Origin of the sequence: Pseudomonas sp. NMI760_13 (assembly GCF_021283245.1) — a bacterium.
In the GTDB taxonomy this organism is placed as follows: domain Bacteria; phylum Pseudomonadota; class Gammaproteobacteria; order Pseudomonadales; family Pseudomonadaceae; genus Aquipseudomonas; species Aquipseudomonas peradeniyensis.
On sequence record NZ_JAJSRC010000022.1, the window covers coordinates 1 to 25,674 of the forward strand.

Sequence of the window (25,674 nt, forward strand, 5' to 3'; positions counted from 1 at the left end):
CGCCGATGGTAGTGTGGGGTTTCCCCATGTGAGAGTAGGTCATCGTCAAGATTCATTTCGCAAAACCCCTATCTGCGCGAGCAGGTAGGGGTTTTGTCTTTTCCGCGTTCCCAAAGCCAACGCCGCCTCTACTGTTGAAACACACAACGTGGGAGCGGGCTTGCCCCGCGATCAGGCCAGCCCAGGCAACATCACTGCCTGATCTGGCCTCATCGCGGGGCAAGCCCGCTCCCACGGTATTCTGTTATTGCAGGGGATCCGTTTGCTGACGATCATGCAAATATCCTTTGCTCGTCGGCTACCTCACATCGCCTCGTCACAGGTGCGACAATATTGCCGTCACAATTACGTGACTTCCCCGTACCTACCCTGCGTCAAGGCTTAGGTTCGGGGCAATCCTGGCACCCGGACCGAGCGATGCCAGCGTACCGTGCTGCGCATTTCTGGACTTTCACCGTCCTATTACTTGAGGTTAGAAGCAAGATGGCCAAGGCCGCCGATGTCGTTGTGCAATGCCTGGAAAACGAAGGTGTCGAGTATGTGTTCGGCATTCCCGGTGAGGAAAACCTCGACCTGCTCGAGTCCCTGCGCAAGTCGAAGATCAAGCTGGTACTGACCCGCCACGAGCAATCCGCGGGCTTCATGGCCGCCACCTACGGCCGCCTGACCGGCAAGACCGGCGTCAGCCTGTCGACCCTCGGCCCTGGCGCGACCAACCTGGTGACCGCCAGCGCCTACGCCTACCTGGGCGGCATGCCGATGATGATGATCACCGGCCAGAAGCCGATCAAGAAGTCCAAGCAAGGCCGTTTCCAGATCATCGACGTGTGCGGCATGATGGACCCCATCACCAAGTACACCCACCAGTTCGCCTCGGCCGACAACATCCCTGCGCGCATGCGTGAGGCCTTCCGCCTGGCCGAAGAAGAGAAGCCGGGCGCCGTGCACCTGGAGCTGCCGGAAGACATCGCCGCCGAGCAGACCGATGCGCTGCCGATCCCGCGCAGCCTGCACCGTCGCCCGCTGGCCGAGCACGTGGCCATCGAAGCCGCCGTGCAGAAACTGCAGAACGCCCGCAATCCGATCCTGGTGATTGGCGCCGGCGCCAACCGCAAGATGACCGCCAAGGTCCTCAAGCAACTGATCGACAAGACCGGCATCCCGTTCATCACCACCCAGATGGGTAAAGGTGTGGTCGACGAGCGCCACCCGCGCTTCCTGGGCAACGCCGCGCTGTCGTCCGGTGACTTCGTGCACCGCGCCGTCGAAGCCGCCGACCTGATCGTCAACATCGGTCACGACGTGATCGAGAAGCCGCCGTTCTTCATGGTCCGTGGCGGTACCGAAGTGATCCACGTCAGCTTCCGTTCGGCCGAGGTAGACGCCGTGTACTTCCCGCAGGTGGAAGTGATCGGCGATATCGCCAACGCCGTGTGGCAGATCAGCGAAGCGCTGACCGACACCAGCCACTGGGACTTCACCCGCCTGATGGCCATCCGTGAAGCGAACGAAGCGCAGATCGCCGAAGGCGCCGATGACGACCGCTTCCCGGTCTACCCGCAGCGCATGGTCGCCGACATCCGTCGCGCCCTGCCGTCCGAAGGCATCGTTGCCCTGGACAACGGCATCTACAAGATCTGGTTCGCCCGCAACTACAAGGCCCACAAGCCCAACACCGTGCTGCTGGACAACGCCCTGGCGACCATGGGCGCCGGCCTGCCATCGGCCATGGCCTCGCACCTGGTGTACCCGGATCGCCCGGTCATCTCGGTATGCGGCGACGGTGGCTTCATGATGAACAGCCAGGAGCTGGAAACCGCGGTACGTCTGGGCATGCACATCACCGTGGTGATCCTGCGTGACGACGGCTACGGCATGATCCGCTGGAAGCAGGCCAACATGGGCTTCACCGATTTCGGCCTGGACTACGGCAACCCGGACTTCGTCAAATACGCCGAAGCCTACGGTGCCAATGGCCACCGCGTGGAAAGCGCCGAAGGCTTCCTGCCGCTGCTCGAGCACTGCATCAAGACCCCGGGCGTGCACGTGATCGACTGCCCGGTGGACTACAGCGAGAACGACCGCATCCTCAACAGCGAGCTGCGTGAGCGCGCGCTGGCGGTCTAAACGCTGACGACCCATCGCGGGACAAGCCCGCTCCCACGCTATCCGTTCCCACTGCGCTAATACAGGCCTGTGGGAACGGGGGGCGTGGGAGCGGGCTTGCCCCGCGATAGCGTCAGTTCAGACAACGACACACACAGCACCACCATACACATCTACCCATCCCCACCTCCCTGCTCTCGGCATGCTCAGGCTCTTCACCTACCCTGAGAACCCGAAACCATCACCAGCAGATCAACGCAAAATCTCCTGCGCCCATGTCGTTGAGCCGCCCTTTGGCATCGATCTTGGAAACACCCGCATACAAAGATGGATGACAGACAGGAGTGCACTTGGCTGTGCGAAATTGTACCGGGCGGACGCCTATTACGACGCGGTAAGCCTGATGAAGTACAACCGCGACCTGAGTGCCCATTCAGGGCTCTACCTCGCCGGGGAGTCTTTCTCTGTCGATGCCGGTTGGACCGAGCCGTGTCTGCGTACTGCCATCGACACCGTGATCAACCTCTGCAACAACACCGGCGCACGTTTCAAGGGGGGCTTCAGCCTGGAGCACTATCCGCATTATCAGGTACCTCGACAGGCGCTTTGAAACAACTTTGTAGGAGTGCTCCTCCAGGTATTTTCGCAATCTCCCTCAGTTCCAGAGGATTCCGCTGACTGTCGTCCCTTATGCCATGCCCGTTCTACTGGCGGCCTTCCACAACAACCAGAACAGGAAGCCGCCATGCAGGAACACACCACTCCCGTCAGCCCCGTACGCATTGCCGTCATCCAGTACGACCCGCAGGTCGGCCTGGACCATTGCGATGGCAACCTGAGCCGTGGCCTGGCCCTGGCCCGCCGCGCCGCGCGTGAAGGGGCCAACCTGATCGTGCTGCCGGAGCTGGCCAACACCGGCTACACCTTCAACTCCCGCGCCGAGGCCTATGCCCACGCCGAGTCGCTGGAGGATGGGCGATGTCTGCGGGCCTGGGCGGAGTTCGCCCGTGAGCAGCAGGTGTATCTGGCCGCAGGCTTCGCCGAGCGTGACGGCCTCAAGCTCTTCGACAGCGCCGTGCTGTTCGGCCCGCAAGGGCTGCTCGGGCATTACCGCAAGGCGCACCTGTGGAACCAGGAAAAGCTCTGGTTCACGCCAGGGGACCTGGGCTTCCCGGTATTCGAAACACCCATCGGCCGCATCGGCCTGCTGATCTGCTGGGACATCTGGTTCCCGGAGGTGCCACGGCTCATGGCGGCGCAGGGCGCCGACATCATCTGCAGCCTGAACAACTGGGTCTGGACACCGCCGCCGCTGTTCGACGAGGCCGGACGCTGCATGGCCTCGTACCTGACAATGACCGCGGCCCACGTCAACAATGTCTACATCGCCGCCGCCAATCGCATCGGTCGCGAACGGGGCGGGCGCTTCCTCGGTTGTTCGCTGATTGCCGGCACCAACGGCTGGCCTATCGGCGAGGTGGCCAATGCCGAGGAGGAGTGCGTCCTCTATGCCGACGTCGATCTTAGCGCCGCCCGCTCGGCGCCGATCTGGAACAGCCTCAACGACCTGCCGCGTGACCGGCGCACCGACCTCTACGACGCCACCCTGGGTTATCGGCTGCATGCGCCGATGCCACGTTGAGGAGGCGTCATGGAACAGCGCCTTTCCTTAACGCGGCAACGGTCGTCGTCGCTGATTCTCCTGGGCCTTGCGCTGCTTTGCGTTGCCAGCCTGATGTTGGGTGGATGGCCCGATTATGCGCAGCTCGTCGCAACCCTCGACCAGCCACTGAGCAGGTTGCGCTGGATTGTCGGTGATATCAGCGAGGTCGCCTTCTACAAGCACGAATTGCCGGCACTGGGGCTGCTGCTGGGGGCGAGCCTCGCGCATTGGGCCCAGCAGCGCGGGTATTGCTGGCAAGGCTTTGCCATCTGCTACGGCACCGGGCTGTGGCCCTGGCTGATCATCAGCTCGCTGCTTGGCCTGCTGCTCAGCCATGCGTTGTGGGGCTGGACCCTGGACGGTGGTGCCTGGCAGCCGACCTTCGTCGCCTTTGTCTCGTTACCGGCGGCCATGGTCCTGCTGTTTGGCGGCGGTTGGCGCGTCACGATCAATGGCGCGCTGCTCGGTGCCGTGCTGGTGACGCCCGCCAGCCTGCTGCTGGTCAACTACCTGTGCTACCCGCTGCAGTTGCCGGTGGTGATCGGCAATGTCAGTGGCATGGCCCTGGCAAGTGTACTGGCGTTCCTGCTGTGCAAGCGCTTCCCGGCGCTGGTTCGCGACGGACAGCGTCCAGTGGTCGCCGCGACGGCCAGCCAGCCCGACTATGGTGTGGTCTGGACCCTGCGTCGGGTACTGGCCGATTTCAGCGAGGCGCCGTTTTTTGGCAATGAACTGGCCAGCCTCGGCTTGCTGCTGGGCGTGTTGCTGGCTTATGTATTGGCCCCGGCGGCACCGGCCTACGGATCGCAACTGGTGCTGCAGATGGTGGCTGGGCAGGCATTGGCATCGTTGGTCGGTGTGCTGTTCTGGCGGCGGCAATGGCAAGAACGGGGCTGGTATCCGACCTATATTCCTATCGTTTCGATCGTACCCGCCGCCGTGCTGACACTGGGCGGCAGCTGGCAGGTGATCGTCGCCAGCGCCGTGCTCGGCGCGCTGATCGCGCCACCGCTTGCCGTGGCCATCAGCCAGCGCTTGCCGGGCTACATGCACGGCTATATCGGCAATGTCCTGTCCATGGCCATCAGCACCCTGGGCATCGTGCCCCTGGTCGGCCTGCTTGCGGGAGGTAACCCATGACAGCACCACGTGTTTCGATCGCCAGCCTGGGCGGCACGGTCAGTATGCAGTCCGAGGGGCCGGGGCAGGGTGTGACACCCCGGCTCGATTGCGCCGCGCTGTTGGCGTCCCTGCCGCAACTGCAGGCACTGGCACAGATTAGTACCGCCACGTTATGCCTGGTGCCGAGCGCCTCGCTGGCGTTCAGCAACATGCTGAGCGCGCTGGCCTGGGCAAGCGCGCAAGTGCAAGCGGGGGCCCAGGCCGTGGTCCTCACCCAAGGCACCGATACGCTGGAGGAGACCGCGTATTTCCTCGACCTGCTCTGGCCCCATGACATCCCGCTGATCATGACCGGCGCCATGCGTTCGGCCAGCCAACCGGGCGCGGATGGTCCGGCGAACCTGCTGGCGGCAGTGCAGATGGCGATAGCCGATGGTAGCCGGGGGCGTGGCGTGCTGGTGGTGATCAACGACCAGATCCACCAAGCCGCCCGGGTACGCAAGACTGCCAGCCTGGCAATGGCGGCCTTCGAGTCGCCCGGCACAGGAGCGATAGGGGAGGTCGTGGAGGGCCGCCCAATTTATCGCCAGGCTGCCACGCCACGGCGGGTGTTGCCCCTGCCGGTGCAGGTGGATCACCAGGTCGTCCTGCTGGAGGCCTGTCTCGATGCCGATACGAGGCTGCTGCAAGCGCTCGGAGGCCTGGGCTATTCAGGGCTGGTGGTTGCCGGATTTGGCGCAGGCCATGTTTCCGAAGCCTGGGCCGAGGCGTTGGGGAGCATCGCCGGCAACATGCCGGTGATCATCGCCACCCGCACCGGCAATGGCCCGACAGCCCAGGGGACCTATGGATTCATCGGCGGTGAGATCGACCTGCAGGCCCGGGGCCTGCACATGGCCGGCTGGCTCTGCCCGCGCAAGTGCCGACTCTTGCTGTGGCTGCTGATCGGCAGCGGGCGGCAGGCCGACCTGGCGCACTGGCTGCAGCAATAGCCAGATGCCCGTTCCCTTGATGGGAGCGGGCAGGCGTTGCCTGTGCTAGGGTGCACGCAAATTTCCGCCCCAGGACACCCGCCCATGCTCCCCGCGCTCAGCGAAAAAGAACTCGATCGCCTCGAAGACCTGCTGATGACCTACGGCAACGACTATTCGGTGCTCAACCTCGCCGAACTCAACGGCTTCTTCACCGCTTTGGCCAGTTCCCCCAGCAAGGTCAACCCTGAGCAATGGCTACCCGCTGTCGCCGGCGGCAAGGTGCCGAAGTTCAAGAAGCCCGCCCATGAAGAGGCCTACACCGCGTTGATGCTCCGTTACGCCAGCCAGGTGGCGGAAGAGCTGGCCGACGACATTGAGCACTTCGAACCGCTGTTCGAGGAAGGCAAAGGCGAAGAGGGCCCGACGATCATTCTCGAGGAATGGTGCTTCGGCTACATGCGCGGTACCCAGGTAGCCGAGTGGAGCGAGCTGCCGCCGGAGCAGGATCGTCTGCTCAAGGCCATTTCCCTGCATGGGCTGGAAGACAATTTCGAGCTGCTCGATTCGATGAGCTTCGATGAGCATCAGGCCTGTGTGCCGCTGGTGGTCGAGGCGGCGCGAGGGCTGTATCAGTACCAGAAACAGCACCGTCATTGAGATCGTAGTCGCGGGCGCGTGGGAGCGGCGATGCGGCGACCCGACTTGCCCCGCAATCGTGATTATTCCACCTACCGAAATACTGGATTGCTCCCAGCACTGATTCTGCTGTCGGGCGATCCGGTGCAGCATGTCCTCCAGCAGCGCCACTCCCGGCGCTGATCCGGAGCCCCGCACATGCCAAGCCCGATCAAGCTGTACAACTTCCCCAAGTCCGGCCATGCCCACCGCATCGAGCTGATGCTGTCGCTGCTCGAACTGCCTACCGAACTGGTCTTCGTCGACCTGGCCAAGGGCGAGCACAAGCAGCCAGAATTTCTCGCCATCAACCCGTTCGGCCAGGTGCCGGTGATCGATGACAACGGCATCGTCATCGCCGACTCCAACGCCATCCTGGTCTACCTGGCCAAGGCCTACGGCGGTGAGCGCTGGTTGCCTGCGGATCCGCTCGGCGCCGCCCGTGTACAGCGCTGGCTGTCGGTGGCGGCGGGTCCCCTGGCCTTCGGCCCGGCGGCTGCACGCCTGGTGACGGTGTTCGGTGCCTCGTTCAATACCGATGAAGTCATCGGCCGCGCCCACACCCTGCTCAAGGTGATCGACGCTGAACTGGCCAAGGGCCCGTTCCTGGTCGGTAGCCAGGCGACCATCGCCGATATCGCCAACTACTCGTACATCGCCCACGCGCCGGAAGGCAACGTGTCGCTGGAGCCGTACCCCAACGTGCGCGCCTGGCTGGCCCGTGTCGAGGCGCTGCCGGGCTTTGTGCCGATGCCACGTACGGTCATCGGTTTGCAGACCACGCTCTGACTCCCGAGGGATGCCGCCATGCAATCGCCCTGGCATGCAGGTGAAAAACAGCTGCAGGAGCACGTCGGTGTTGCAGAGCGCATGGAGGCGTTCGGGCAGAAGGTCATTCGTGACTACATGCCCGACCAGCATCGCACGTTCTACCAGCAGTTGCCGTTTATGGTGGCCGGTGCCGTGGACGCCGCAGGCAAACCCTGGGCGACGCTGCTCGAAGGCCCGGAAGGCTTCGTCAGCTCGCCCGATCCACGGCAGCTGCTGATCGGCACCGACCTCTCCAGCGACGATCCGGCCACGCCAGGGCTGGTGGCGGGTGGTGCCATCGGCCTGCTGGGGATCGAGCTGCACACGCGGCGGCGCAATCGCCTCAATGGCCTAATCCGCAGGGCCAGCGCCGGCCAGTTGGAGGTGGTGGTCGAGCAGTCGTTCGGCAACTGCCCGCAGTACATTCAGCTGCGTGAGTACACCCGTGTCGACGAGCCGCCGCAGGGGCGCCGGAATTCAACGGCACTGGATGCCGCGACCCGCGCCATCATCGAAAGCGCCGACACCTTCTTTGTCGCCAGCTACGTCGATCAGGACGCTGGCCAGCGCTCGGTGGACGTGTCCCATCGCGGTGGCCGGCCTGGTTTCGTCAGGGTCGAGGGCAATCGCCTGACCATTCCCGACTACGCCGGCAACCTGCATTTCAATACCCTCGGCAATCTGCTGGTCAACCCGGTCGCCGGCCTGCTGTTCGTCGACTTCACCACGGGCGATGTGCTGCAGGTTTCCGGGCGTACCGAGGTGATTCTCGACAGCCCGCTGATCAGCGCCTTCGAAGGCGCCGAGCGGATCTGGACCCTGGACATCGAGCAGGTGGTGCTGCGCCTTGCTGCCGTATCGCTGCGCTGGGCCTTCCAGGAATACGCACCCACCAGCCTGATGACCGGCACCTGGCGCGAGGCCGAGCAGCGCCTGCAACAGCGCGAACGGCAGCGCCAGTGGCTGACCTGGCGGGTACTGCGCATCGAGCAGGAGAGTCGCGATATCCGCTCGTTTCATCTGCAACCCGAGGATGGCGCCACAGTGGCCTTCGCCCCTGGCCAGCATATTCCCGTGCGTTTGCGTATCGATGGGGAGGCGCCGCTGATCCGTACCTACAGCTTGTCCAGCGCGCCGTCCGATGGCTTCCTGCGCATCAGTGTCAAGGCGCAGGGGCCGGCGTCACGTTATCTGCACCAACAGGTGAAGGTTGGCGATCGGCTGGAGGTGCGCCAGCCCATGGGCAGCTTCACCCTGGATCAGCGGAGCGACCGGCCCCTTGTGCTGATCGGCGCGGGCGTCGGCATCACCCCGTTGATCGCCATGCTCCGCGAGCAATTGGCCAAGGGGCAGGGGCGGCGAATCCATCTGTTCCATGGCGGGCGCACACTGGCCGACATGCCGTTCCAGCAGGAGCTTGCCGCGCTCCAGCAACAGGCCAATGGCTTTCTGAGCATCCATCGTGCCCTGAGCCAGCCCGAACCTTCGGCCGTGCCAGGGCATGACTACCAATTCGCCAGCCGCCTGGGCATCGAGCAGGTCAAGGCCACGCTGGCATTGGATGACTACGACTTCTACCTCTGCGGCCCGGCCAGCTTCACCCAGGACCTGTACGAAGGCCTGCGCGGCGTGCATGTGCCCGACGCCCGCATCCATGCCGAAGCCTTCGGCCCCTCGACCCTGCGCCGCCACACCGACGACAACCAGCCGACGCTGCAACAGCCCCCTCCCGCCAGCGAGCCGGTGCCGGTGTACTTCGCCAGCTCCGCCAAGGAAGCGCGTTGGGCGCCGGACAGCGGCACGCTGCTGGAACTGGCGGAAAGCCGTGGCCTGTCGCCGGACTTCAGTTGCCGAGGGGGCTCTTGCGGTACCTGCAGGACCAAACTGGTCAGCGGCCAGGTCCACTACCCGAACCCGCCCGCCGAATTGCCCGAGCCCGGCAGCGTGTTGATCTGCTGCGCCATCCCCGCCCAGGCCGAGGGCGGCGTGCAGCCCCTGGTACTGGAGCTCTAGCGTGACCACGGCGATAATCGCCCCACGACAACGCGTGGGGCGCGGCATGGACCAGATCCACCTGATGAAAGTGTTCGTGGCCGTGGGCGAGCTGGAAAGCTTCGCCGCCGCCGCCCGTCGCCTGGCCATCTCGCCGGCGGCGGTGACCCGCGCCGTCAGCGCCCTGGAGGAACAACTCGGGGTCAAGCTGTTGCTGCGCACCACCCGTAGTGTGCGCCTGACCGAGGCCGGCGGGCGCTACCTGGAAGATACCCGGCATATCCTCGCCAGCATCGTCGAGGCCAACGAAGCCGCCGCCGGCATCAACGCCGCGCCCAAGGGCGACCTGGCGGTGACCGCACCGATCCTGTTCGGCAAGAAGTTCGTCATGCCGTGCATCGTCCGTTACCTGCAGCAGTACCCCGAGGTGGATGTGTCGGCGTACTTTCTCGACCGCGTGGTGAACCTGGTGGAGGAGGGCATGGACGTGGCGGTGCGCATCGGCCAGTTGCCCGATTCGGGCCTCAAGGCGTTGCGCGTGGGCAGGATGCGCCGATTGCTGTGCGCCTCGCCCGAGTACCTTGAACGCCACGGCACACCGCGCCATCCCTCGGAATTGCAGAAGCATGAAGTCATCGCCGCCGGGACCCTGTCGCCACGCACGGACTGGCGCTTCGGCGCCATCGACGACCCGACGCTGATCCGCATGAAGCCGCGCCTCACCGTGACCAGCAACGACGCCGCCATCGCCGCGGCCAGTGCCGGGCTCGGGATTGCCCGGCTGCTGTCGTACCAGGTGGCGGATGAAGTGGCGGCCGGGCGCTTGCAGGTGATCCTGGCCGAGTATGAAGAGGCGCCCTGGCCGATCCATATCCTGCATCGGGAGAGCAAATATGGCTCGACCAAGGTGCGGACCTTTATCGATATGTTGGCCGAGCATTTGCGCAGCCAGGTGCATTTGGCCTGATCCAGATAGCTGGGGCTGCTGCGCAGCCCTTTCGCGGCACAAGGCCGCTCCTACACGGGAGCGTGCATCTCTCTGTAGGAGCGGCCTAGTGCCGCGAAAGGGGCGCAAAGCGCCCCCAGCAATCAAGCGCCTGAAAGCGCCGCACACTCCGCCAGCACCCTCAACCCGCCCATCACCTGCGGCGTGATCACCCGCCCCAGGCACACCCGCAACCCAGTGCCACACTCCCCATCGGCAAAGAACATCCCGCTGGCGCCGACATTGCAGCCACGCTCCGCCGCAAGCCGTTGCAGCACCAGCATGTCCGTCCCTTCCGGCAATTCGACCCAATGGATAAACCCGCCCTGCGGCGCCACATACCGTGTCCCCGCCGGAAACACCGACTGCACCAGCGTCGCCATCACCTCGGTCTGCGCTACCAGCCGCCCGCGCAGCTTCGCGCAGTGCTCGTCCATGTACCCCCGCCCGATAAACTCATCCAGCACCCGCTGCGCCAGGCTCGACACCGCCAGGTTACGCGAAAACATCTGGGCCAGGATCGCATCCCGGTACCGTCCGGCCACGCACCAGCCCACCCGGTACCCCGGCGCCACGGTCTTGGAGAACGACGAGCAATAGATCGTCTGCCCAGTCTCGTCGTAGTGCTTGATCGCCTTCGGCCGCTGCGCCTCGTCCACCAGGTCGAAGAAGATATCGTCCTCGATAATCGGCACATCCGCCGCCTGCGCCAGCTGTGAGAGCCGTGCCCGCGCCGCGTCGGGCATGATGAAGCCCCGTGGGTTCTGCAGCGTCGGGTTGAGGAACACCACATCGACCTTGCCGCGCTTTAGGGCCCATTCCAGGTGCTCGAGGTCCATGCCGCTGTCGGCGTGGGTGCGGATGGGCAGGGCGCGCATCCCCAGGCGTTCGATGGTCTGCAGGATGCCGTAGTAGGTGGGCGTTTCGATGGCCACCGTGGCCCCCGGCCGGGCGACGGCTTCGAGGGCCAGCTCCAGGGCCACGGTGTCGCCCGAGGTCACCAGGATATCGTCCGGCCCGCAGGCCACGCCGCGTTGCAGCATCAGCCCGGCGATGCGTCGGCGCAGCGAGGCCAGGCCGGGTGGGGCGATCAGCCCGGCCAGCGCCAGATCGGCCTTGCTCGCCAGGGAGGCCAGGCATCTGCTCAGCAGAACCTGGGGCGCCAGTTCGTCATGCAGCACCGCCGAGCTCAGCGAAAGCGCGGTGTTGCTGGCCGCCTGGGCAAGCATGGCGACCACCGCGTGGTCGACGTTGACGGTGACGCTTGCCAGGTCGAACCCCTGCACCTGGGCCGCGCCCTTGGCGACGAAATAGCCCACCCGTGGCGTGGCCTGCACATAGGCATTGGCCTCCAGCTCCGCCAGTGCCCGTTGCACGGTGGCGATGCTACTGTCGAACAGCCGCGCCAGTTCACGCACCGAAGGCAATTGCATGCCGCTGGGCCATTCGCCGCTGTCGATCTGGCGCAGCAGCCAGGCGTTGACGGTGTGCCAGCGTTTGTCGGGCTTGGAAATGCGGTCCATGAGGGCTCTTTGTCGAGTCAGGTTCAGGCCCCGGAAAGGTAGAGCAAAACTACGCCGGTTGCAGCCACGATGACGATGTTCAACACGACCAGGGTAAAGCCGAAGCGGATCAGCCCGTGCTCCTCGGTGCGGTTGGCACCGGCCAGCCCGATGATCAGCGACAGGATCGACAACGATCCCAGCGCGCCGTGCCCGGCGGCACTGTTGGCCATGGCGGCCAGCCAGGCACCATGGCTGTCGGACAGTGCCGCGATGGCGGGCATCACCAGGGTGGTGCCGCCGACGTTGGAGCTGGTGACATAGCCGGCCAGCCCTGCCAGCAACGACACCGTCGCGGCCAGCGATACGCCGGACAGCGACTGCAAGGCCCGTTGCGCCTCGACCAGGAAGCCGGCCTTGACCATCACCTGCGACAGCAGCAGGAACAGGAAGATCGTCGCCACCGGGAACCGCGCCCGGGTGACCAACGCCTGCCATGGGAAGCCCGCGCCTTGGCGCCCGACCATCATCAGCACCACCAGCAGCAAGGCCAGCCCCGGCGAAGCCAGTGGCTTCCACGCCACATTGGCGCCGTGCACCACCCACCCGCCGTCCCAGCCCGAGACCAGGAACAGCCCACGCGAGGCGACGATCACCCCGAGCAACGCCAGGTACGGCCATGCCGCCCGCGGCCAGTGCACCAACGTTCCTCGCCGTGCCCAGGACAGTCCCAGGCCTGTGCAGGCCACCGCCAGCCCGGCCAGCACGCCCGAAGCCTCGGGCCCGATCCAGCGGTTGACCGTATACAGCACTGTGCTGAACAGCAGCGAGATCACCGCCAGCCCTAGCCATGCCTTGAGACTGCGGATCCCCGCCAAGGCCAGTGCCACGGCGGCCAGGCAGAGAAACACCGGTGCGCTGACCAGCGCCGAATGGCTGCCCAGTTCCTGCGCCGGCATATGGGCCAGCAGCGCGCCGATCACCGTGGCCAGCCCGAGGGTGCCCCACGGCATCACCACCATCCCCGCCAACGCCATCTTCATGCCTGTCTGGCGCGAAAACAGCCCCATCAGCAATGGCACCGTGGCGATCAGCGACACCCCGAACCCGGTCATCGCCTCCAGCAGCGGCGCCAAGCCCAGGACGATGAAGATCACCTGCATCGGTGGCGTCCAGCCCAGTTCCCGGACCCAGGCCCCGATAGCCTGCGGGGCGCCGGCGCGCTCGACCAGAATGGCAAAGGCCAGGCCCGGGACGATCACGCCGGCGGTGCTGAGAAACAGGATCAGCGTGTCTTGCAGGATCGCGCCGGACACCGCCGTCGACAGCGGCTGCGCGGCGCCCAGGCCCCACAGCAGCAGGACACCGGCCACGCCGGCCAGCGCAGCTTGCACGGGCGGGCGGCGCAGCAGCAGGATCAGGGCGATCACCAGGCCAATGGGGGACATTTGCAGCAGCAGGGCAGCCATGATGCGGGTTCCTTTAGCCATCCAGGGGAGTGTGGAAGGGATGGTGGAGGGAAGGGTGGGTCTGCAATAGATACAGGGGGGCTGGGTTTTTCAATACAGCTCTGGCAGGTATCGAGGGGGCAATGGGGCCTGCGTTTGCAGACTTGGATATCCGCGCTACGCTCAACTATTAACTCGCCCATGACCACGTTCGACAGGATTTCCTGTCTGGCACTTTAGATGCCGATTTGTGGCGTGGGCGAGCCTATTTTCTTCTGGGCACCTGCCAACACCTTCTCCAGTTTCACCACCGCCGCCCTCATTTCAGCGGGTGTCAGTGCCGCAAACCCCATCAGCAAGCCGGCATCGTTCCTCGGCACCGCGTACAAGCTGCCCAGCCCCAACAGATCGATCCCTACTCCGCGTGCCGCCCTGACCACGGCGTCTTCAGGCAAGCCCTGCACGAAATGGCAGGGCATCTGCAGCCCGCCGGCGGGCACCTGCGGCACGAGAAACGCCCCCAGGTGCCTGCGCAGCAGATCCGCCAGTACATCCCGCCGCTCGGCGTAGAGCGCGCGCATGGCCCGCACATGGGCGTTGAAGTGGCCACCCTCCATGAACCGGGCCAGGGTCAGCTGGGCGATGGAGGCGTTATGTCCGTCCTGCAGCGTTCGGGCGGCGGTCATCGGCGTGACGAGCTGGGGCGGCAGCAGCAGGTAGCCGATGCGCAGGCCGGCGAACAGCGATTTGGTGAAGGTGCCGATGTACAGCGTGCGGTCGTGTGGGTCCAGGCCCTGCACACAGGCGGTGGGGCGGCCGGCGTAGTGGAACTCGCTGTCGTAGTCGTCCTCGATGATCCAGGCCTGTTGCTGGCGGGCCCATTCGATCGCCAGCAGGCGCCGGTCCAGCGCCAGGGTCGCGCCGGTCGGGTATTGGTGCGAAGGGGTGAGGAACACCGCCCGGGCATCCGGCGCCAGCCGGGCCATGGCGTCCACCTGCAGGCCGTGCGCGTCCACCGGGACCGGCACGCATGCCAGGCCGGCGGCGGTGACAGCCTTGCGGGTGCCCTGGTACAGCGGGTCCTCGACCAGCACCTGGTCGCCTGCGTCCATGAGCACCTGGGCGCACAGGCCAAGGGCCTGCTGCGAGCTGGTGAGGATCAGGATGCGCTCGGCGGATGCCTGGGCCCCGCGCTCGAGGTTGAGGTAGTCGGCGATTGCCCTGCGCAACGGGGCCATGCCCTGCGGCTCGCTGTGTTCCAGCGCCCGTGTGCCGTATTCCTTGTACACCTGCCGCTCCAGCTTCTCCCAGATGGCCAGGGGGAAGTGCCGGGTTTCGGCCACGCCTGGAGCGAAGGGGCGGGGCGACTGGAAGTTGTGGACGCCACCGCTGTGCAACACCGCTTCACCTCGGTGGCTCAACTGCACGGGGGCTTGCTGATGTGCCGGGCGCTGGCGCTTGCGCGACGGCAGGCAGCGGGCCCGTTGCGACACGAAGCTGCCGCTGCCCACGCGCCGCTCGATAAAGCCCTCGGCGTGCAACTGGCTGTAGGCCGACTCCACGGTATCGCGCGACACGCCCAGGGACTGGGCCAGCGGGCGCGAGGCGGGCAACGCCTTGCCCACCGGCAGTGCGCCGTCGAGGATCAACTGGCGGATCGCCCGTTGGATACGCACATGCAAGGCCAGCGCGCCATGGGCGGGGTCGTTGATCCAGGCTTTCACCGATTCCAGCTGCGCGTGTTTGAACATTGGCCTGATTCCCTGGCTGATGGACCTGATTTATGGCTGCCAATGCCGGGGCCGCTTCGCGCCCCTTTCGCGGCACAAGGCCGCTCCTACAAGGGACCGCGCCCTCCTGTAGGAGCGGCCTTGCGCCGCGAAAGGGCTGCAAAGCAGCCCCGGCAATCCCGAGCCTTACGCCCTTCCAGAACCCTAAAATGGTCTGGATATTCACGACTAATTGGCAGGTAAAAACCAACCATTTATCCGCTATAAAACCCCAGCCCGCAAGCAACCACCAAGGAAGGCAATTGCTACGGGCAGGCCGGCCCCTCACTCATCCACACTGCTTTGCCCAAAAAGGGGTTCCACCAATGACCACCACCCAACTACCCGTCTTCATCCGCGAAGTGAAGCAAACCGACCTCCAGCCCTGGCACGACTACTGGTCCCAATACCAGGCCTTCTACCAGGTAGACCTGGGCCCAGCCATCACCGAGCGCACCTGGGCCCGCTTCTTCGACCCGACCGAACCCATGCACTGCGCCGTGGCCACCGACGGCGAACGACTCTTCGGCTTCGTCCACTATGTGTTCCACCGCTCGACCTGGGGATGCAACGACTTCTGCTACCTGGAAGACCTGTACGTGTGCCCGAGCGCCCGGGGGCGGATGGTCGGCAAGCAACTGATCGAGTTCGTCCAGGACCAGGCCCGGCAGCAGCAATGCGACCGGCTGTACTGGCATACCCAGGAGACCAACCGGACTGCGCAGCGGTTGTATGACTGGGTTGCCGAGAAGCCGGGGGTGATCGAGTACCGGATGCCGCTGGATGGTGCTCACTAAGGCCATTGTGCCTAAGTCCATTGTGAGCAAATGAGGGCGTGGGAGCGGGCTTGCCCCGCGATTGGGACGGTAAGATCATCGTCGTTGCCTGTACTGACGGGCAGACACCGGCGAAACCGGTGCCATCCCCTGCACGGCTCTTTCAGCAATACGTACAGCTCGTTTCAGCCCTTTCCTCGGGCTGAGGCGGGCGTTGACTGCCCATACGCTCCATCCACAATCTTGCGCATCCACCGAGGCATCCTGCAGCGCATCAATCTCTCTGCCTCTCCGGTATCGAGCCTGGATAGAATCGTCTGAACCATCGCGCCCGTCAGTTCGCGTCTGCCGATATAAAAAAGCGCACACAGCGCCAAGCCGGCCTGACTACCCGCACATTGCAACTTATCCGCTGATACATGCCGCAAGTGGATGACCGCATCACCCACCCGTAGATCACGACTGGAGCCACTGGTGTAGTACATCGGCCGCACCTGAACCTGCGTGCTGAGCCTGAACCATCGAACTGCTTCGGCCCCATGCACTTGGATGATCTCGCCGCGTGCCTTGGCCATTGCCATCATCACGGTGACAGGTCCCGGTCGCACCTTGCCCACATAGGGGCTGCACTTTGGGCGCATGTACACACCTCGCGCCACGCGCTCCAAGGCGCCCGCCCGGACAAGGCAGGTCAGAGCCTTGTCCACGGCGGAGCGTGATCCGAACTTCGTGAAGTGTTGAACAGAGAACGGCTTGCCTCGGGCCAGATAACGAATGTGGCCGGCAATCGCCTGCGCTACCGACACGCTTGCCTTCTCATCGGCTTGGGTTGAAGCCTCCAGCTGGTCAATCCCCCACCCCATGCAACCGTAACGCCCGCTGCGCACATTCCTTCCAGCTCAGCTTGCGCCGCTCGGGCACCACCACGGGCCTCTCCGCCGCCATCACCACCGGCATATCCCGCATTCGTACCCAAGGTTCACTCTGCCAATACAACAGACTCGCCGTATGCCCACCCGGCCAGCACATCCTGCCCAGGCGCGGCAGGTCTTCCAGCGCCGAGTCCTGCCCATCGCGCAGCACCGCCACCACCTCATGGGTCAGCCAGTGGCGCAGGTGGCGGTTTTCCGGAATGTGATGATGGGCCAGCAGGGTATAGGCCCCGGACTCGCTGACCATGGTGGTCTCGCTGTACTGGCCGTAGCGCAGCAGTTGCACGGTGCGATGCTGGTCCGGGTCGAGCTTGCGGATGCAGTGTTCGTCGAAGAAGCGCCCGGTCATCCGGCCGAGTTCGTGGGCGCAGAACCAGGCTTGGGATTCGAGCCAGAGGGTGTGTAGGGGGCGGTTGTGGCGGGTGAAGAGGGTGGGGGCGTGGAGGTCAGTCATGGCTGGCCTCCTGGATTTTGAAGCGTTCTAGGCAGGCGGGACGCATCTGCGAGAGGCCTGCGAGTGCTCGACTCGATAGGCATTTCCTTTACCTCCGTGCGTGGTCAGCATTCTTAAGGCTGGGGTGTCGGGAGCTAAGAAACCTACACGGCAGGCCGGACGTATTCCCCTTGCGGGTCTTGTATTAGCCCACTCCCGACATAACGGAGTGCATTTTGCGCGCAGCAGTAAACCACAGGCACAAAAAAGCCGCATCTGTCGGGAGCGGGTAGACCGCCGTGTTAGGCGTTTCTTAGGCGCCGGCGAGTAAGTTAGTTGCTAGGGAATGAGCAGTCAAATGGTGATGTGTAGGATATTTCCTAAATTTTAGGGTGTTGGAACTGCTGTACAACTCTTCATTGTTGGCGTGTGCGGGGTGAGGCTACATGCCTGTGAACAGGTCTATATCCTTTCTAGGGTAAATAATATTTATCGGTTTGTTGAGTATTAAAAAATTTTCGATAGCGGGTGGTTCTAAGAAGTCATAAGGGTCAGCATTATTTATGATGTCTTGCCGCAACTCCATGAGTAGACGTCCAAGTACATTTGCCCCGCAAAGTATGCCGTTTTTGTCCTGAATCGCTCCCCAAAAACTATCGCGCGTTGAGTGCTCGACAATGCTTTTATTTTCGGTTGATAGTATTAGCTCGGAAAATCGGCTCATGTTGCTTAAGAGCTTTGCCCTTAAGCACCATCTCATGATTCGCACTCTTACCATCATCCAGTCCGGGCGAGTTAGATGTCTTAGCGGCTTTGAGCGCATCTTTGCTGTCATCGGACTTGTTTGAGAAATTATGAGTTGTTGGGCTTCTGGGTTGTTAGGGAAACGGCATGCCTGATAGAGGGCTTCTGATGTTGGTATAATTAAGTCATTGACCAGTATCGGAAAGCCAGGTGACATGTTGGATAGCCCGCCAAAGGCGTCCTTAGTCTTGTGAAAGACTATGCACTCGGATGGTTGGTAGGTTCTTATCTCAACTTTAGGCATTATGCTAGGCTCTAAAAACCGAGGCGCTGCGCGACGGAAATATTGTTCGATCTAGGAAACAAAGGATACCAGGGATGTCCTGCCCACAATGCTAAAGGCGCGTTGTTTGGGCAATTCCTGTAGGAGACTATCATTGTGCCAAATCCTAGACTATCTAGTGACATATAGCCGAGAGGTCGATGAAATTGACTGAAATTTGGGCAGATTTCCCGTATTTTTGAGCCTGCCTCTAAAAAGGCGTCTTCGAGAAGTTGTCGGTTTTGGTCGTTTGAGAAGAATTTTTGACCGCCGACGCTCCCAGCATTCCTGTATGCAGGAGGTTTCTGAAGAGTTTTTACATAGTTCTCTACTGACAAACTTCGCTGACGATCGACTGGCCTTAGGACGTCAGATCTATCCGTGAACGCTAGGCGATCCTCTACTAACCTCTCGCAGAGAATCTTTAAAGTTACATTTTTTCCGCTTTTGAGGATTTCTTCTTCTATTTTTTTTTGGTTATACCAACAAGATAGCTGATGCATGGTATGGGAGAAAACATAAATCTGACATTCTGAAGGTGCTGTATTTCTAACCCACTTGATCAGATCGGTCCGAACGCGTTGCCCGGAAAAAACAACATCATCGAGATATAGATAAATTTGAGAATCTGGGGAGTTTATCAGGGAGCGGTGATTGATTCTTTTCTCTAGGATGTCATTGAATATTTTATTGCAATCTTTTTGGCTGTTACCGCCATCTTGGATTTCTAGTAAGCTGATTTTTTTTAGAGTATTGGTTCGTTCAGGTGTTATAAGGTTTGGCTCGATAATGGCAGTTTTGAAATAGTTTTCGATGTCTTCTTTGTTCAAATAGCTTTTTTCTAGTACGAAACATAGCTCTTCTAACAGGGTGTGGTGGATCGCTTGAGGGAACTGATTTAGCCAGCGAGAAATGTGATCCTGATCAAACTGAAGTCCTAACCATTCTTTATAGTTGCCGACGATAGAAATCAGTTTGTTTTTTAGCTCTTCCAGTTCTGTCATAAACATCAGTCCGTGTGTTTGGTTTGAAATGGATTGTTAGGTGTTTGTTGTCGGGCTTGTTAGAATTTTGCTACGCTAGTGGTCTCTGGGGTTAGGTGTTGCTTTTATTTGTTGATTATTTCTAGCGCTTTTTTGATAAGAGGTTCTGGGTAGGAGTAGTCTTCAAGTGATTTTGCGAACGGGCTTTTCCTAAATTCAATATGCTCTTCAATGCATATTTTGAAGCACATCGCTGATAGGTGGAGTTTGTCAATTGTTAGTTCTTCTTTTTCGCAGTATGAAACTATGTTGATGAATTGGTCGTCGCTTGAGGGTGAGGATAATGCGGTAAGTTCTTTACGTATTTGGATGAAGCTCTGCTCGTGCTCTTCGAAGCGTCGGTTTGTCTCTAGCTCCAACCGCTCTCGCTCAGCGATCTCTTTAACGAGTAAACTAGCATTTTGTGCTAGAGCTTGAGCTAAAGACATTATCTCTGAGCTTTGTTGAACAGGAGGTGGGTATGTACCATATTTTCTAACTGATGGAAGTACTTCGTGGAATATCCAACGTTGGAATTTTTTGCTGGCTGGGGTACTGTCCCTAGATATCAGGCGATATAACCCGGGTTCAGTTATGAATACTTCAGTTCTGGAATCGTGCTTGTCATTGGAGGGGAAGTGGCGACACTCATCTGCGTCGAGTACTTGTTTCTGGGCGTTGACTAAGGAACCTAGCCCTGATCTTTGTCCTGCTAATGACGAGTTGGTTCTTGCTAACGTCAGAACTACATCTTCTAGGGAGATGTATAGCTCGCCCTCGACATAGATTGTTCGAATAGGTGATGAGCCATGTTCTGCTTGATAGTCTAATAGTAGAGTTTGCATTCGCTTCATCCATAAAAAACCCCGCGTTGAGCGGGGTTGTTAACGCATAGCGTTCTTATATCATGGCTACTGGCCTCTATCAATCCCAGCTCAAAGCCCCACCAGTCTGATACTCAATCACCCGAGTCTCAAAGAAGTTCTTCTCCTTCTTCAAGTCCATGATCTCGCTCATCCAAGGGAACGGGTTGGTAGTCCCCGGATACTCTTCCTTCAGACCAATCTGAGTCAGTCGACGGTTAGCAATGAACTTGAGGTAATCCTCCATCATCGCCGCGTTCATGCCCAGCACGCCGCGTGGCATGGTGTCACGGGCGTATTCGATCTCCAGCTGGGTACCCTGCAGAATCATCTGGGTAGCCTCTTCCTTCATCGCGGCATCCCACAGGTGCGGGTTCTCGATCTTGATCTGGTTGATCACGTCGATGCCGAAGTTCAGGTGCATGGATTCGTCGCGCAGGATGTACTGGAACTGCTCGGCGACGCCGGTCATCTTGTTGCGGCGGCCCATGGACAGGATCTGGGTGAAGCCGCAGTAGAAGAAGATGCCTTCCAGCACGCAGTAGTAGGCGATCAGGTTGCGCAGCAGCTCTTTGTCGGTTTCGACGGTGCCGGTGTTGAACTCCGGGTCCGAGATGGCGCGGGTGTACTTCAGGCCCCAGGCGGCTTTTTTCGCGACCGATGGGATCTCGTGGTACATGTTGAAGATCTCGCCTTCATCCATGCCCAGCGACTCGATGCAGTACTGGTAGGCGTGGGTGTGGATCGCCTCTTCGAAGGCCTGGCGCAGGATGTACTGGCGGCACTCCGGGTTGGTGATCAGGCGGTACACGGCCAGGGCCAGGTTGTTGGCAACCAGGGAGTCGGCGGTGGAGAAGAAGCCGAGGTTGCGCATGACGATGCGGCGCTCGTCTTCGGTCAGGCCGTCCATGCTCTTCCACAGGGCGATGTCGGCGGTCATGTTGACCTCTTGCGGCATCCAGTGGTTGGCGCAGCCGTCGAGGTACTTCTGCCAGGCCCAGTCGTACTTGAACGGTACCAGCTGGTTGAGGTCGGCGCGGCAGTTGATCATGCGCTTTTCGTCAACGGCGACACGGGCCGAGGAGCCTTCCAGCTCGGCCAGGCCTTCAGCGATATCCAGGGCGTCCAGCGCAGCCTTGGCGCGCTTGACGGCGTCGGAGTCGGCGGCGGTGGCGGCACGGGCTTCCAGGGCGGCGGCACCGCCGGCGCTGTCGAGCTTGTCGAGGGTGGTGGCGGCTGCGGCCTGCGCGGGGGTGTTGCCTTTGGCGGCGACTTCACCGTCTTCTTTGTCGAATTCGTCCCAGCTCAGCATGGTCCTGGCTCCTGCTAGAGGGTTGCGCGGGGCAACCGGTTGGATTTTGAAGTGATGCCTGTACGGCGCGACGCCAACGGACGTTACGGCAGGCAGTGAGAGCGGGCTCTCGTCACGTTTGAAGGTGTTCGGGTCGGCGCCTGGCCTGCACTCGGGCGAGGGGGCAGGGCACCTGGAAGCTGTACGGCAACGATAAAACCTGCGGTGTGGCCCCGGGGGGCTTGCTTCACGCAGTCGATCATTGGCTCATCCCTTTTTGGGGCCGCGAAGTATACCGGAAATCACTTTGGATCGGGGCGGCGCAGGGGGCGCAGGGCGGTAAATTTTCGACCTGCATTACGTGCTTCCGTTCACTGGATACCGGTGGTTCGTCACGGGGTAAGAGTCTAGCCCTAAATGGGATTAGATCCTATATGTAGTGTGATTTTTTTTGTTTGGCGCTACATATGGTGTTTTGATCTTGGTCAGGGCCCAGGGGTTGTATTGCCTGTAGGGGCCCTATCGCGGGGCAAGCCCGCTCCCACGTGCCGTTCCCACGCACCGCTCCCGCAGGGGATGTCGGGGCGCAAAAAAATGCCGCCTCAGCCACCCGTGAGGGCGGTTGAGGCGGCATGGTCAGCTCAGCGCTGCGAAGGCCTTATTGGCAGGCTTCGCAATCCGGCTCGTCGATGGCGCAGGCCTTCGGTACCGGGGCAGGGCCCGCGGCCTGGACCGGGGCGCTGTCGCCGCCGCTCGACACGGCGTTGAGCTTGCCGGTGTTGATGGTCGACTTCTCGGTGCTGGTCGCGGCCAGGGCACGGAGGTAGTAGGTGGTCTTCAGACCACGGTACCAGGCCATGCGGTAGGTCACGTCGAGCTTCTTGCCCGAAGCGCCGGCGATGTACAGGTTCAGCGACTGGGCCTGGTCGATCCACTTCTGGCGACGGGAGGCGGCATCGACGATCCACTTGGTCTCGACTTCGAACGCGGTGGCGTACAGGTCCTTCAGCTCTTGCGGGATACGCTCGATCTGCTGCACCGAACCGTCGTAGTACTTCAGGTCGTTGATCATCACCGAGTCCCACAGGCCGCGGGCCTTCAGGTCGCGGACCAGGTACGGGTTGATCACGGTGAACTCGCCCGACAGGTTCGATTTCACGTACAGGTTCTGGTAGGTCGGCTCGATGGACTGCGACACGCCGGTGATGTTGGCGATGGTCGCGGTCGGCGCGATGGCCATGATGTTCGAGTTACGAATACCTTTTTGCACGCGCTCGCGCACCGGTGCCCAGTCCAGGCTCTCGGTCAGGTCGACGTCGATGTACTTCTGGCCACGGGCCTCGATCAGGATCTGCTGGCTGTCCAGCGGCAGGATGCCCTTGGACCACAGCGAACCCTGGAAGGTCTCGTAGGCGCCGCGCTCGTCGGCCAGGTCGCAGGAAGCCTGGATCGCGTAGTAGCTGACCGCTTCCATCGACTTGTCGGCGAACTCGACGGCAGCATCGGAGCCGTACGGGATGTGCTGCAGGTACAGCGCGTCCTGGAAGCCCATGATCCCCAGGCCGACCGGGCGGTGCTTGAAGTTCGAGTTACGCGCTTGCGGCACCGAGTAGTAGTTGATGTCGATCACGTTGTCGAGCATGCGCACGGCGGTGTTCACGGTGCGTTGCAGCTTGGCGGTGTCCAGCTTGCCGTCGACGATGTGGTTCGGCAGGTTGATCGAGCCCAGGTTGCAGACCGCGATCTCGTCCTTGTTGGTGTTCAGGGTGATCTCGGTGCACAGGTTCGAGCTGTGGACCACGCCCACGTGCTGCTGGGGCGAGCGCAGGTTGCACGGGTCCTTGAAGGTCAGCCATGGGTGGCCGGTCTCGAACAGCATCGACAGCATCTTGCGCCACAGGTCTTTGGCCTGGATGGTCTTGAATACCTTGATCTTGTTGTACTCGGTCAGGGCTTCGTAGTACTCGTAGCGCTCTTCGAAGGCCTTGCCGGTCAGGTCGTGCAGATCAGGCACTTCCGATGGCGAGAACAGGGTCCACTTGCCGTCATCGAAGACGCGCTTCATGAACAGGTCAGGGATCCAGTTGGCGGTGTTCATGTCGTGGGTACGACGACGGTCATCACCGGTGTTCTTGCGCAGCTCGATGAATTCTTCGATATCGAGGTGCCAGGTTTCCAGGTAGGCACACACGGCGCCCTTGCGCTTGCCACCCTGGTTCACGGCGACGGCGGTGTCGTTGACCACTTTCAGGAACGGCACGACGCCTTGCGACTTGCCGTTGGTGCCCTTGATGTACGAGCCCAGGGCGCGCACCGGGGTCCAGTCGTTGCCCAGGCCACCGGCGAATTTCGACAGCATGGCGTTGTCGTGGATCGCGTGATAGATGCCCGACAGGTCGTCCGGCACGGTGGTCAGGTAGCAGCTCGACAATTGCGGGCGCAGGGTACCGGCGTTGAACAGGGTCGGGGTCGAGGCCATGTAGTCGAAGGACGACAGCAGGTTGTAGAACTCGATCGCACGGGCTTCTTTATCTTTCTCTTCCAGCGCCAGGCCCATGGCCACACGCATGAAGAACACCTGCGGCAGCTCGAAGCGCACGCCATCCTTGTGGATGAAGTAGCGGTCGTAGAGGGTCTGCAGGCCCAGGTAGGTGAACTGCTGGTCGCGCTCGTGGTTGATCGCCTTGCCCATGCGCTCCAGGTCGTAGCCTTTCAGCGCCGGGTCGAGCAGTTCGAACTCGACGCCTTTCTCGACGTAGGCCGGCAGGGCCTTGGCGTACAGGTCGGCCATCTCGTGGTGGGTGGCGCTGTCGGCGACATTCAGGAAGCCCAGGCCTTCGGCGCGCAGGGTGTCCATCAGCAGGCGGGCGGTGACGAACGAGTAGTTCGGCTCGCGCTCGACCAGGGTACGGGCGGTCATCACCAGGGCGGTGTTGACGTCCTTCAGGGCCACGCCGTCGTACAGGTTCTTCAGGGTTTCGCGCTGGATCAGCTCGCCATCGACTTCGGCCAGGCCTTCGCAGGCTTCGCTGATGATGGTGTTCAGGCGGGCCATGTCCAGGGGAGCCAGGCTGCCGTCGGCCAGGGTGATGCGGATGCTTGGGTGCGGCTCGACCACGCTGTCGGCGTTGGAGCGGGTGGCACGCTCCTTGGCACGCTGGTCGCGGTAGATCACGTAGTCGCGGGCGACTTTCTGCTCGCCGGCGCGCATCAGGGCCAGTTCGACCTGGTCCTGGATTTCTTCGATGTGGATGGTGCCACCCGATGGCATGCGACGCTTGAACGTGGCGGTGACCTGCTCGGTCAGGCGCGCGACGGTGTCGTGGATGCGCGACGAGGCGGCGGCGGTGCCGCCTTCAACTGCGAGGAACGCCTTGGTGATGGCCACGGTGATCTTGTCGTCGGTGTAGGGGACGACAGTGCCGTTGCGCTTGATCACGCGCAGTTGGCCGGGGGCGGTGGCAGCCAGATCCTGGTTGGATTCGGCCTGCGGCGCCTTGGCCTGCGGGTTCTCGCGAGTTGTGTCGGTTTGCATGGGTGGGTGTCTCCACAGTTTCTAGTTTGTTCAGGCGCCTTGTTGGGGCGCCCACCGTTCCGTCCACTTGCTCGATGGCCCGGGCGGGGAGGCGTCATGCACGCGCACACGCCCGCTCGGGCTTACCGACTTCGGGACAGACTCAGGAATAAGGGGCAATAACCTGCCGCTCCCTGGCCGAAGTCAAAGGTTCTGGGCGTACCCAAAATCTGTTGCTGATGAGTGGCAAGGCGTTGCCCGCAACACTCATACCCGAACAAGGCCGTCTGCGGCTTGCCTCGGTCGCCCTCCGCAGGAGCGGTTTGGCTGTTGAAATCACGTTAAGTTCAGTCGGTAAATTCGCTTGAATTTGCCTGGCGACTTGTGTTTGTGATTTTGCGCGAAACCCAACATCTAGTGGTTCGCTGCGATAGGGATACAAGATAATGCGGTCTCGGGGGCTTTGCAAGGTGAGCGCCTGTGGATAACTTGTGGGTACTTTGTGAGTGATCCGTGGGTATTCGCTGTAGGCCTTGTCCCAAGAGGTTTGCACTATTTTTTGTCTGTGCTACGCCGTCGCGCAGTTTTTTTCGGGCGCGCACCCTATCACAAAAAACGGTTCAGTCGAGGGCTGTTTGCGGTGGTTGGCAGGGGTGGGGGCGGGACGTAGTATCCGGGGCTGATGTTGCGCTTTGGTGAAGGTGGATTTTCGCTGGAATCAAAGGGTTGTA

Annotated in this window: 19 protein-coding genes and 1 pseudogene; 10 read left to right on the forward strand and 10 right to left on the reverse strand. The window is 61.9% G+C overall.

Translation table 11 applies throughout. From position 1 onward, the window contains the following. The first annotated feature begins 483 nt into the window (after positions 1–483). The 9 genes and pseudogenes from LU671_RS20260 to LU671_RS20300 all read left to right on the forward strand — a co-directional run bounded on the left by LU671_RS20260 (position 484) and on the right by LU671_RS20300 (position 10,309). On the forward strand, positions 484–2,127 hold the full coding sequence (locus tag LU671_RS20260) for an acetolactate synthase large subunit (protein WP_028692242.1): 1,644 nt from the start codon (positions 484–486) through the stop codon (positions 2,125–2,127). 277 nt (positions 2,128–2,404) lie between these two features. Next, a pseudogene (locus LU671_RS20265) lies at positions 2,405–2,716 on the forward strand (FAD-dependent oxidoreductase); the annotation flags it as partial. Between the two features lie 135 nt (positions 2,717–2,851). Continuing rightward, positions 2,852–3,748, forward strand: coding sequence for a nitrilase family protein (locus LU671_RS20270; RefSeq protein WP_232856672.1), 897 nt, complete (start codon positions 2,852–2,854; stop codon positions 3,746–3,748). 93 nt (positions 3,749–3,841) lie between these two features. Next, on the forward strand, positions 3,842–4,909 hold the full coding sequence (locus tag LU671_RS20275) for a hypothetical protein (RefSeq protein WP_232856736.1): 1,068 nt from the start codon (positions 3,842–3,844) through the stop codon (positions 4,907–4,909). After that, a complete protein-coding gene (locus LU671_RS20280) occupies positions 4,906–5,883 on the forward strand; it encodes an asparaginase (RefSeq protein WP_232856674.1) in 978 nt (325 codons plus the stop codon). Before LU671_RS20275 ends, LU671_RS20280 begins: the two co-directional genes overlap by 4 nt. A gap of 84 nt (positions 5,884–5,967) precedes the next feature. Further along, positions 5,968–6,522: a UPF0149 family protein gene (locus LU671_RS20285; RefSeq protein WP_232856676.1), complete on the forward strand. Its 555-nt coding sequence runs from the start codon at positions 5,968–5,970 to the stop codon at positions 6,520–6,522. A 177-nt stretch (positions 6,523–6,699) separates the two neighbouring features. Then, positions 6,700–7,329 (forward strand): glutathione S-transferase family protein, encoded by a 630-nt coding sequence (locus tag LU671_RS20290; RefSeq protein WP_232856678.1) that lies wholly within the window; start codon positions 6,700–6,702, stop codon positions 7,327–7,329. Positions 7,330–7,347: 18 nt separating this feature from the next. Next, on the forward strand, positions 7,348–9,363 hold the full coding sequence (locus tag LU671_RS20295; RefSeq protein WP_232856680.1) for a pyridoxamine 5'-phosphate oxidase family protein: 2,016 nt from the start codon (positions 7,348–7,350) through the stop codon (positions 9,361–9,363). A 46-nt stretch (positions 9,364–9,409) separates the two neighbouring features. Next, the gene (locus LU671_RS20300; RefSeq protein ID WP_186656140.1) at positions 9,410–10,309 is read left to right on the forward strand and encodes a LysR family transcriptional regulator; all 900 of its coding nucleotides are present in this window, start codon (positions 9,410–9,412) and stop codon (positions 10,307–10,309) included. A 122-nt stretch (positions 10,310–10,431) separates the two neighbouring features. Here the strand turns inward: LU671_RS20300 and LU671_RS20305 are convergent, their stop codons facing one another. From LU671_RS20305 to pdxR, 3 genes are all read right to left on the reverse strand, one after another. Beyond that, the gene (locus LU671_RS20305) at positions 10,432–11,850 is read right to left on the reverse strand and encodes an aminotransferase-like domain-containing protein (RefSeq protein WP_232856681.1); all 1,419 of its coding nucleotides are present in this window, start codon (positions 11,848–11,850) and stop codon (positions 10,432–10,434) included. Positions 11,851–11,873: 23 nt separating this feature from the next. Then, a complete protein-coding gene (locus tag LU671_RS20310) occupies positions 11,874–13,298 on the reverse strand; it encodes an L-lactate permease (RefSeq protein WP_232856682.1) in 1,425 nt (474 codons plus the stop codon). A 215-nt stretch (positions 13,299–13,513) separates the two neighbouring features. Further along, positions 13,514–15,028, reverse strand: coding sequence for a MocR-like pyridoxine biosynthesis transcription factor PdxR (gene pdxR / locus LU671_RS20315; protein WP_232856683.1), 1,515 nt, complete (start codon positions 15,026–15,028; stop codon positions 13,514–13,516). Positions 15,029–15,372: 344 nt separating this feature from the next. On the opposite strand from pdxR, the gene LU671_RS20320 reads away from it, so the two are divergent. Then, positions 15,373–15,843 (forward strand): GNAT family N-acetyltransferase, encoded by a 471-nt coding sequence (locus tag LU671_RS20320; protein WP_232856684.1) that lies wholly within the window; start codon positions 15,373–15,375, stop codon positions 15,841–15,843. 164 nt (positions 15,844–16,007) lie between these two features. Here the strand turns inward: LU671_RS20320 and LU671_RS20325 are convergent, their stop codons facing one another. The 7 genes from LU671_RS20325 to LU671_RS20355 form a co-directional block, all read right to left on the reverse strand. Then, positions 16,008–16,685: a DUF6088 family protein gene (locus LU671_RS20325; RefSeq protein WP_232856685.1), complete on the reverse strand. Its 678-nt coding sequence runs from the start codon at positions 16,683–16,685 to the stop codon at positions 16,008–16,010. Beyond that, positions 16,669–17,208, reverse strand: a complete 540-nt coding sequence (locus LU671_RS20330) for a BRO-N domain-containing protein (RefSeq protein WP_232856686.1) — start codon at positions 17,206–17,208, stop codon at positions 16,669–16,671. Before LU671_RS20330 ends, LU671_RS20325 begins: the two co-directional genes overlap by 17 nt. A 421-nt stretch (positions 17,209–17,629) precedes the next feature. Continuing rightward, positions 17,630–18,235, reverse strand: a complete 606-nt coding sequence (locus tag LU671_RS20335; RefSeq protein ID WP_269806779.1) for an NADAR family protein — start codon at positions 18,233–18,235, stop codon at positions 17,630–17,632. 11 nt (positions 18,236–18,246) lie between these two features. Then, complete coding sequence (locus tag LU671_RS20340; RefSeq protein WP_232856687.1) at positions 18,247–19,257, reverse strand: phosphoribosyltransferase-like protein; 1,011 nt, start codon at positions 19,255–19,257, stop codon at positions 18,247–18,249. Positions 19,258–19,361: 104 nt separating this feature from the next. Then, the gene (locus LU671_RS20345; RefSeq protein ID WP_232856688.1) at positions 19,362–20,120 is read right to left on the reverse strand and encodes a BRO-N domain-containing protein; all 759 of its coding nucleotides are present in this window, start codon (positions 20,118–20,120) and stop codon (positions 19,362–19,364) included. 79 nt (positions 20,121–20,199) lie between these two features. Then, positions 20,200–21,450 (reverse strand): ribonucleotide-diphosphate reductase subunit beta, encoded by a 1,251-nt coding sequence (locus LU671_RS20350; RefSeq protein WP_050704266.1) that lies wholly within the window; start codon positions 21,448–21,450, stop codon positions 20,200–20,202. A gap of 637 nt (positions 21,451–22,087) precedes the next feature. Next, positions 22,088–24,964 carry a ribonucleoside-diphosphate reductase subunit alpha gene (locus LU671_RS20355; protein ID WP_203647706.1) on the reverse strand — a complete coding sequence of 959 codons (2,877 nt, stop codon included), beginning with the start codon at positions 24,962–24,964 and terminating at the stop codon, positions 22,088–22,090. Positions 24,965–25,674: the final 710 nt, after the last annotated feature.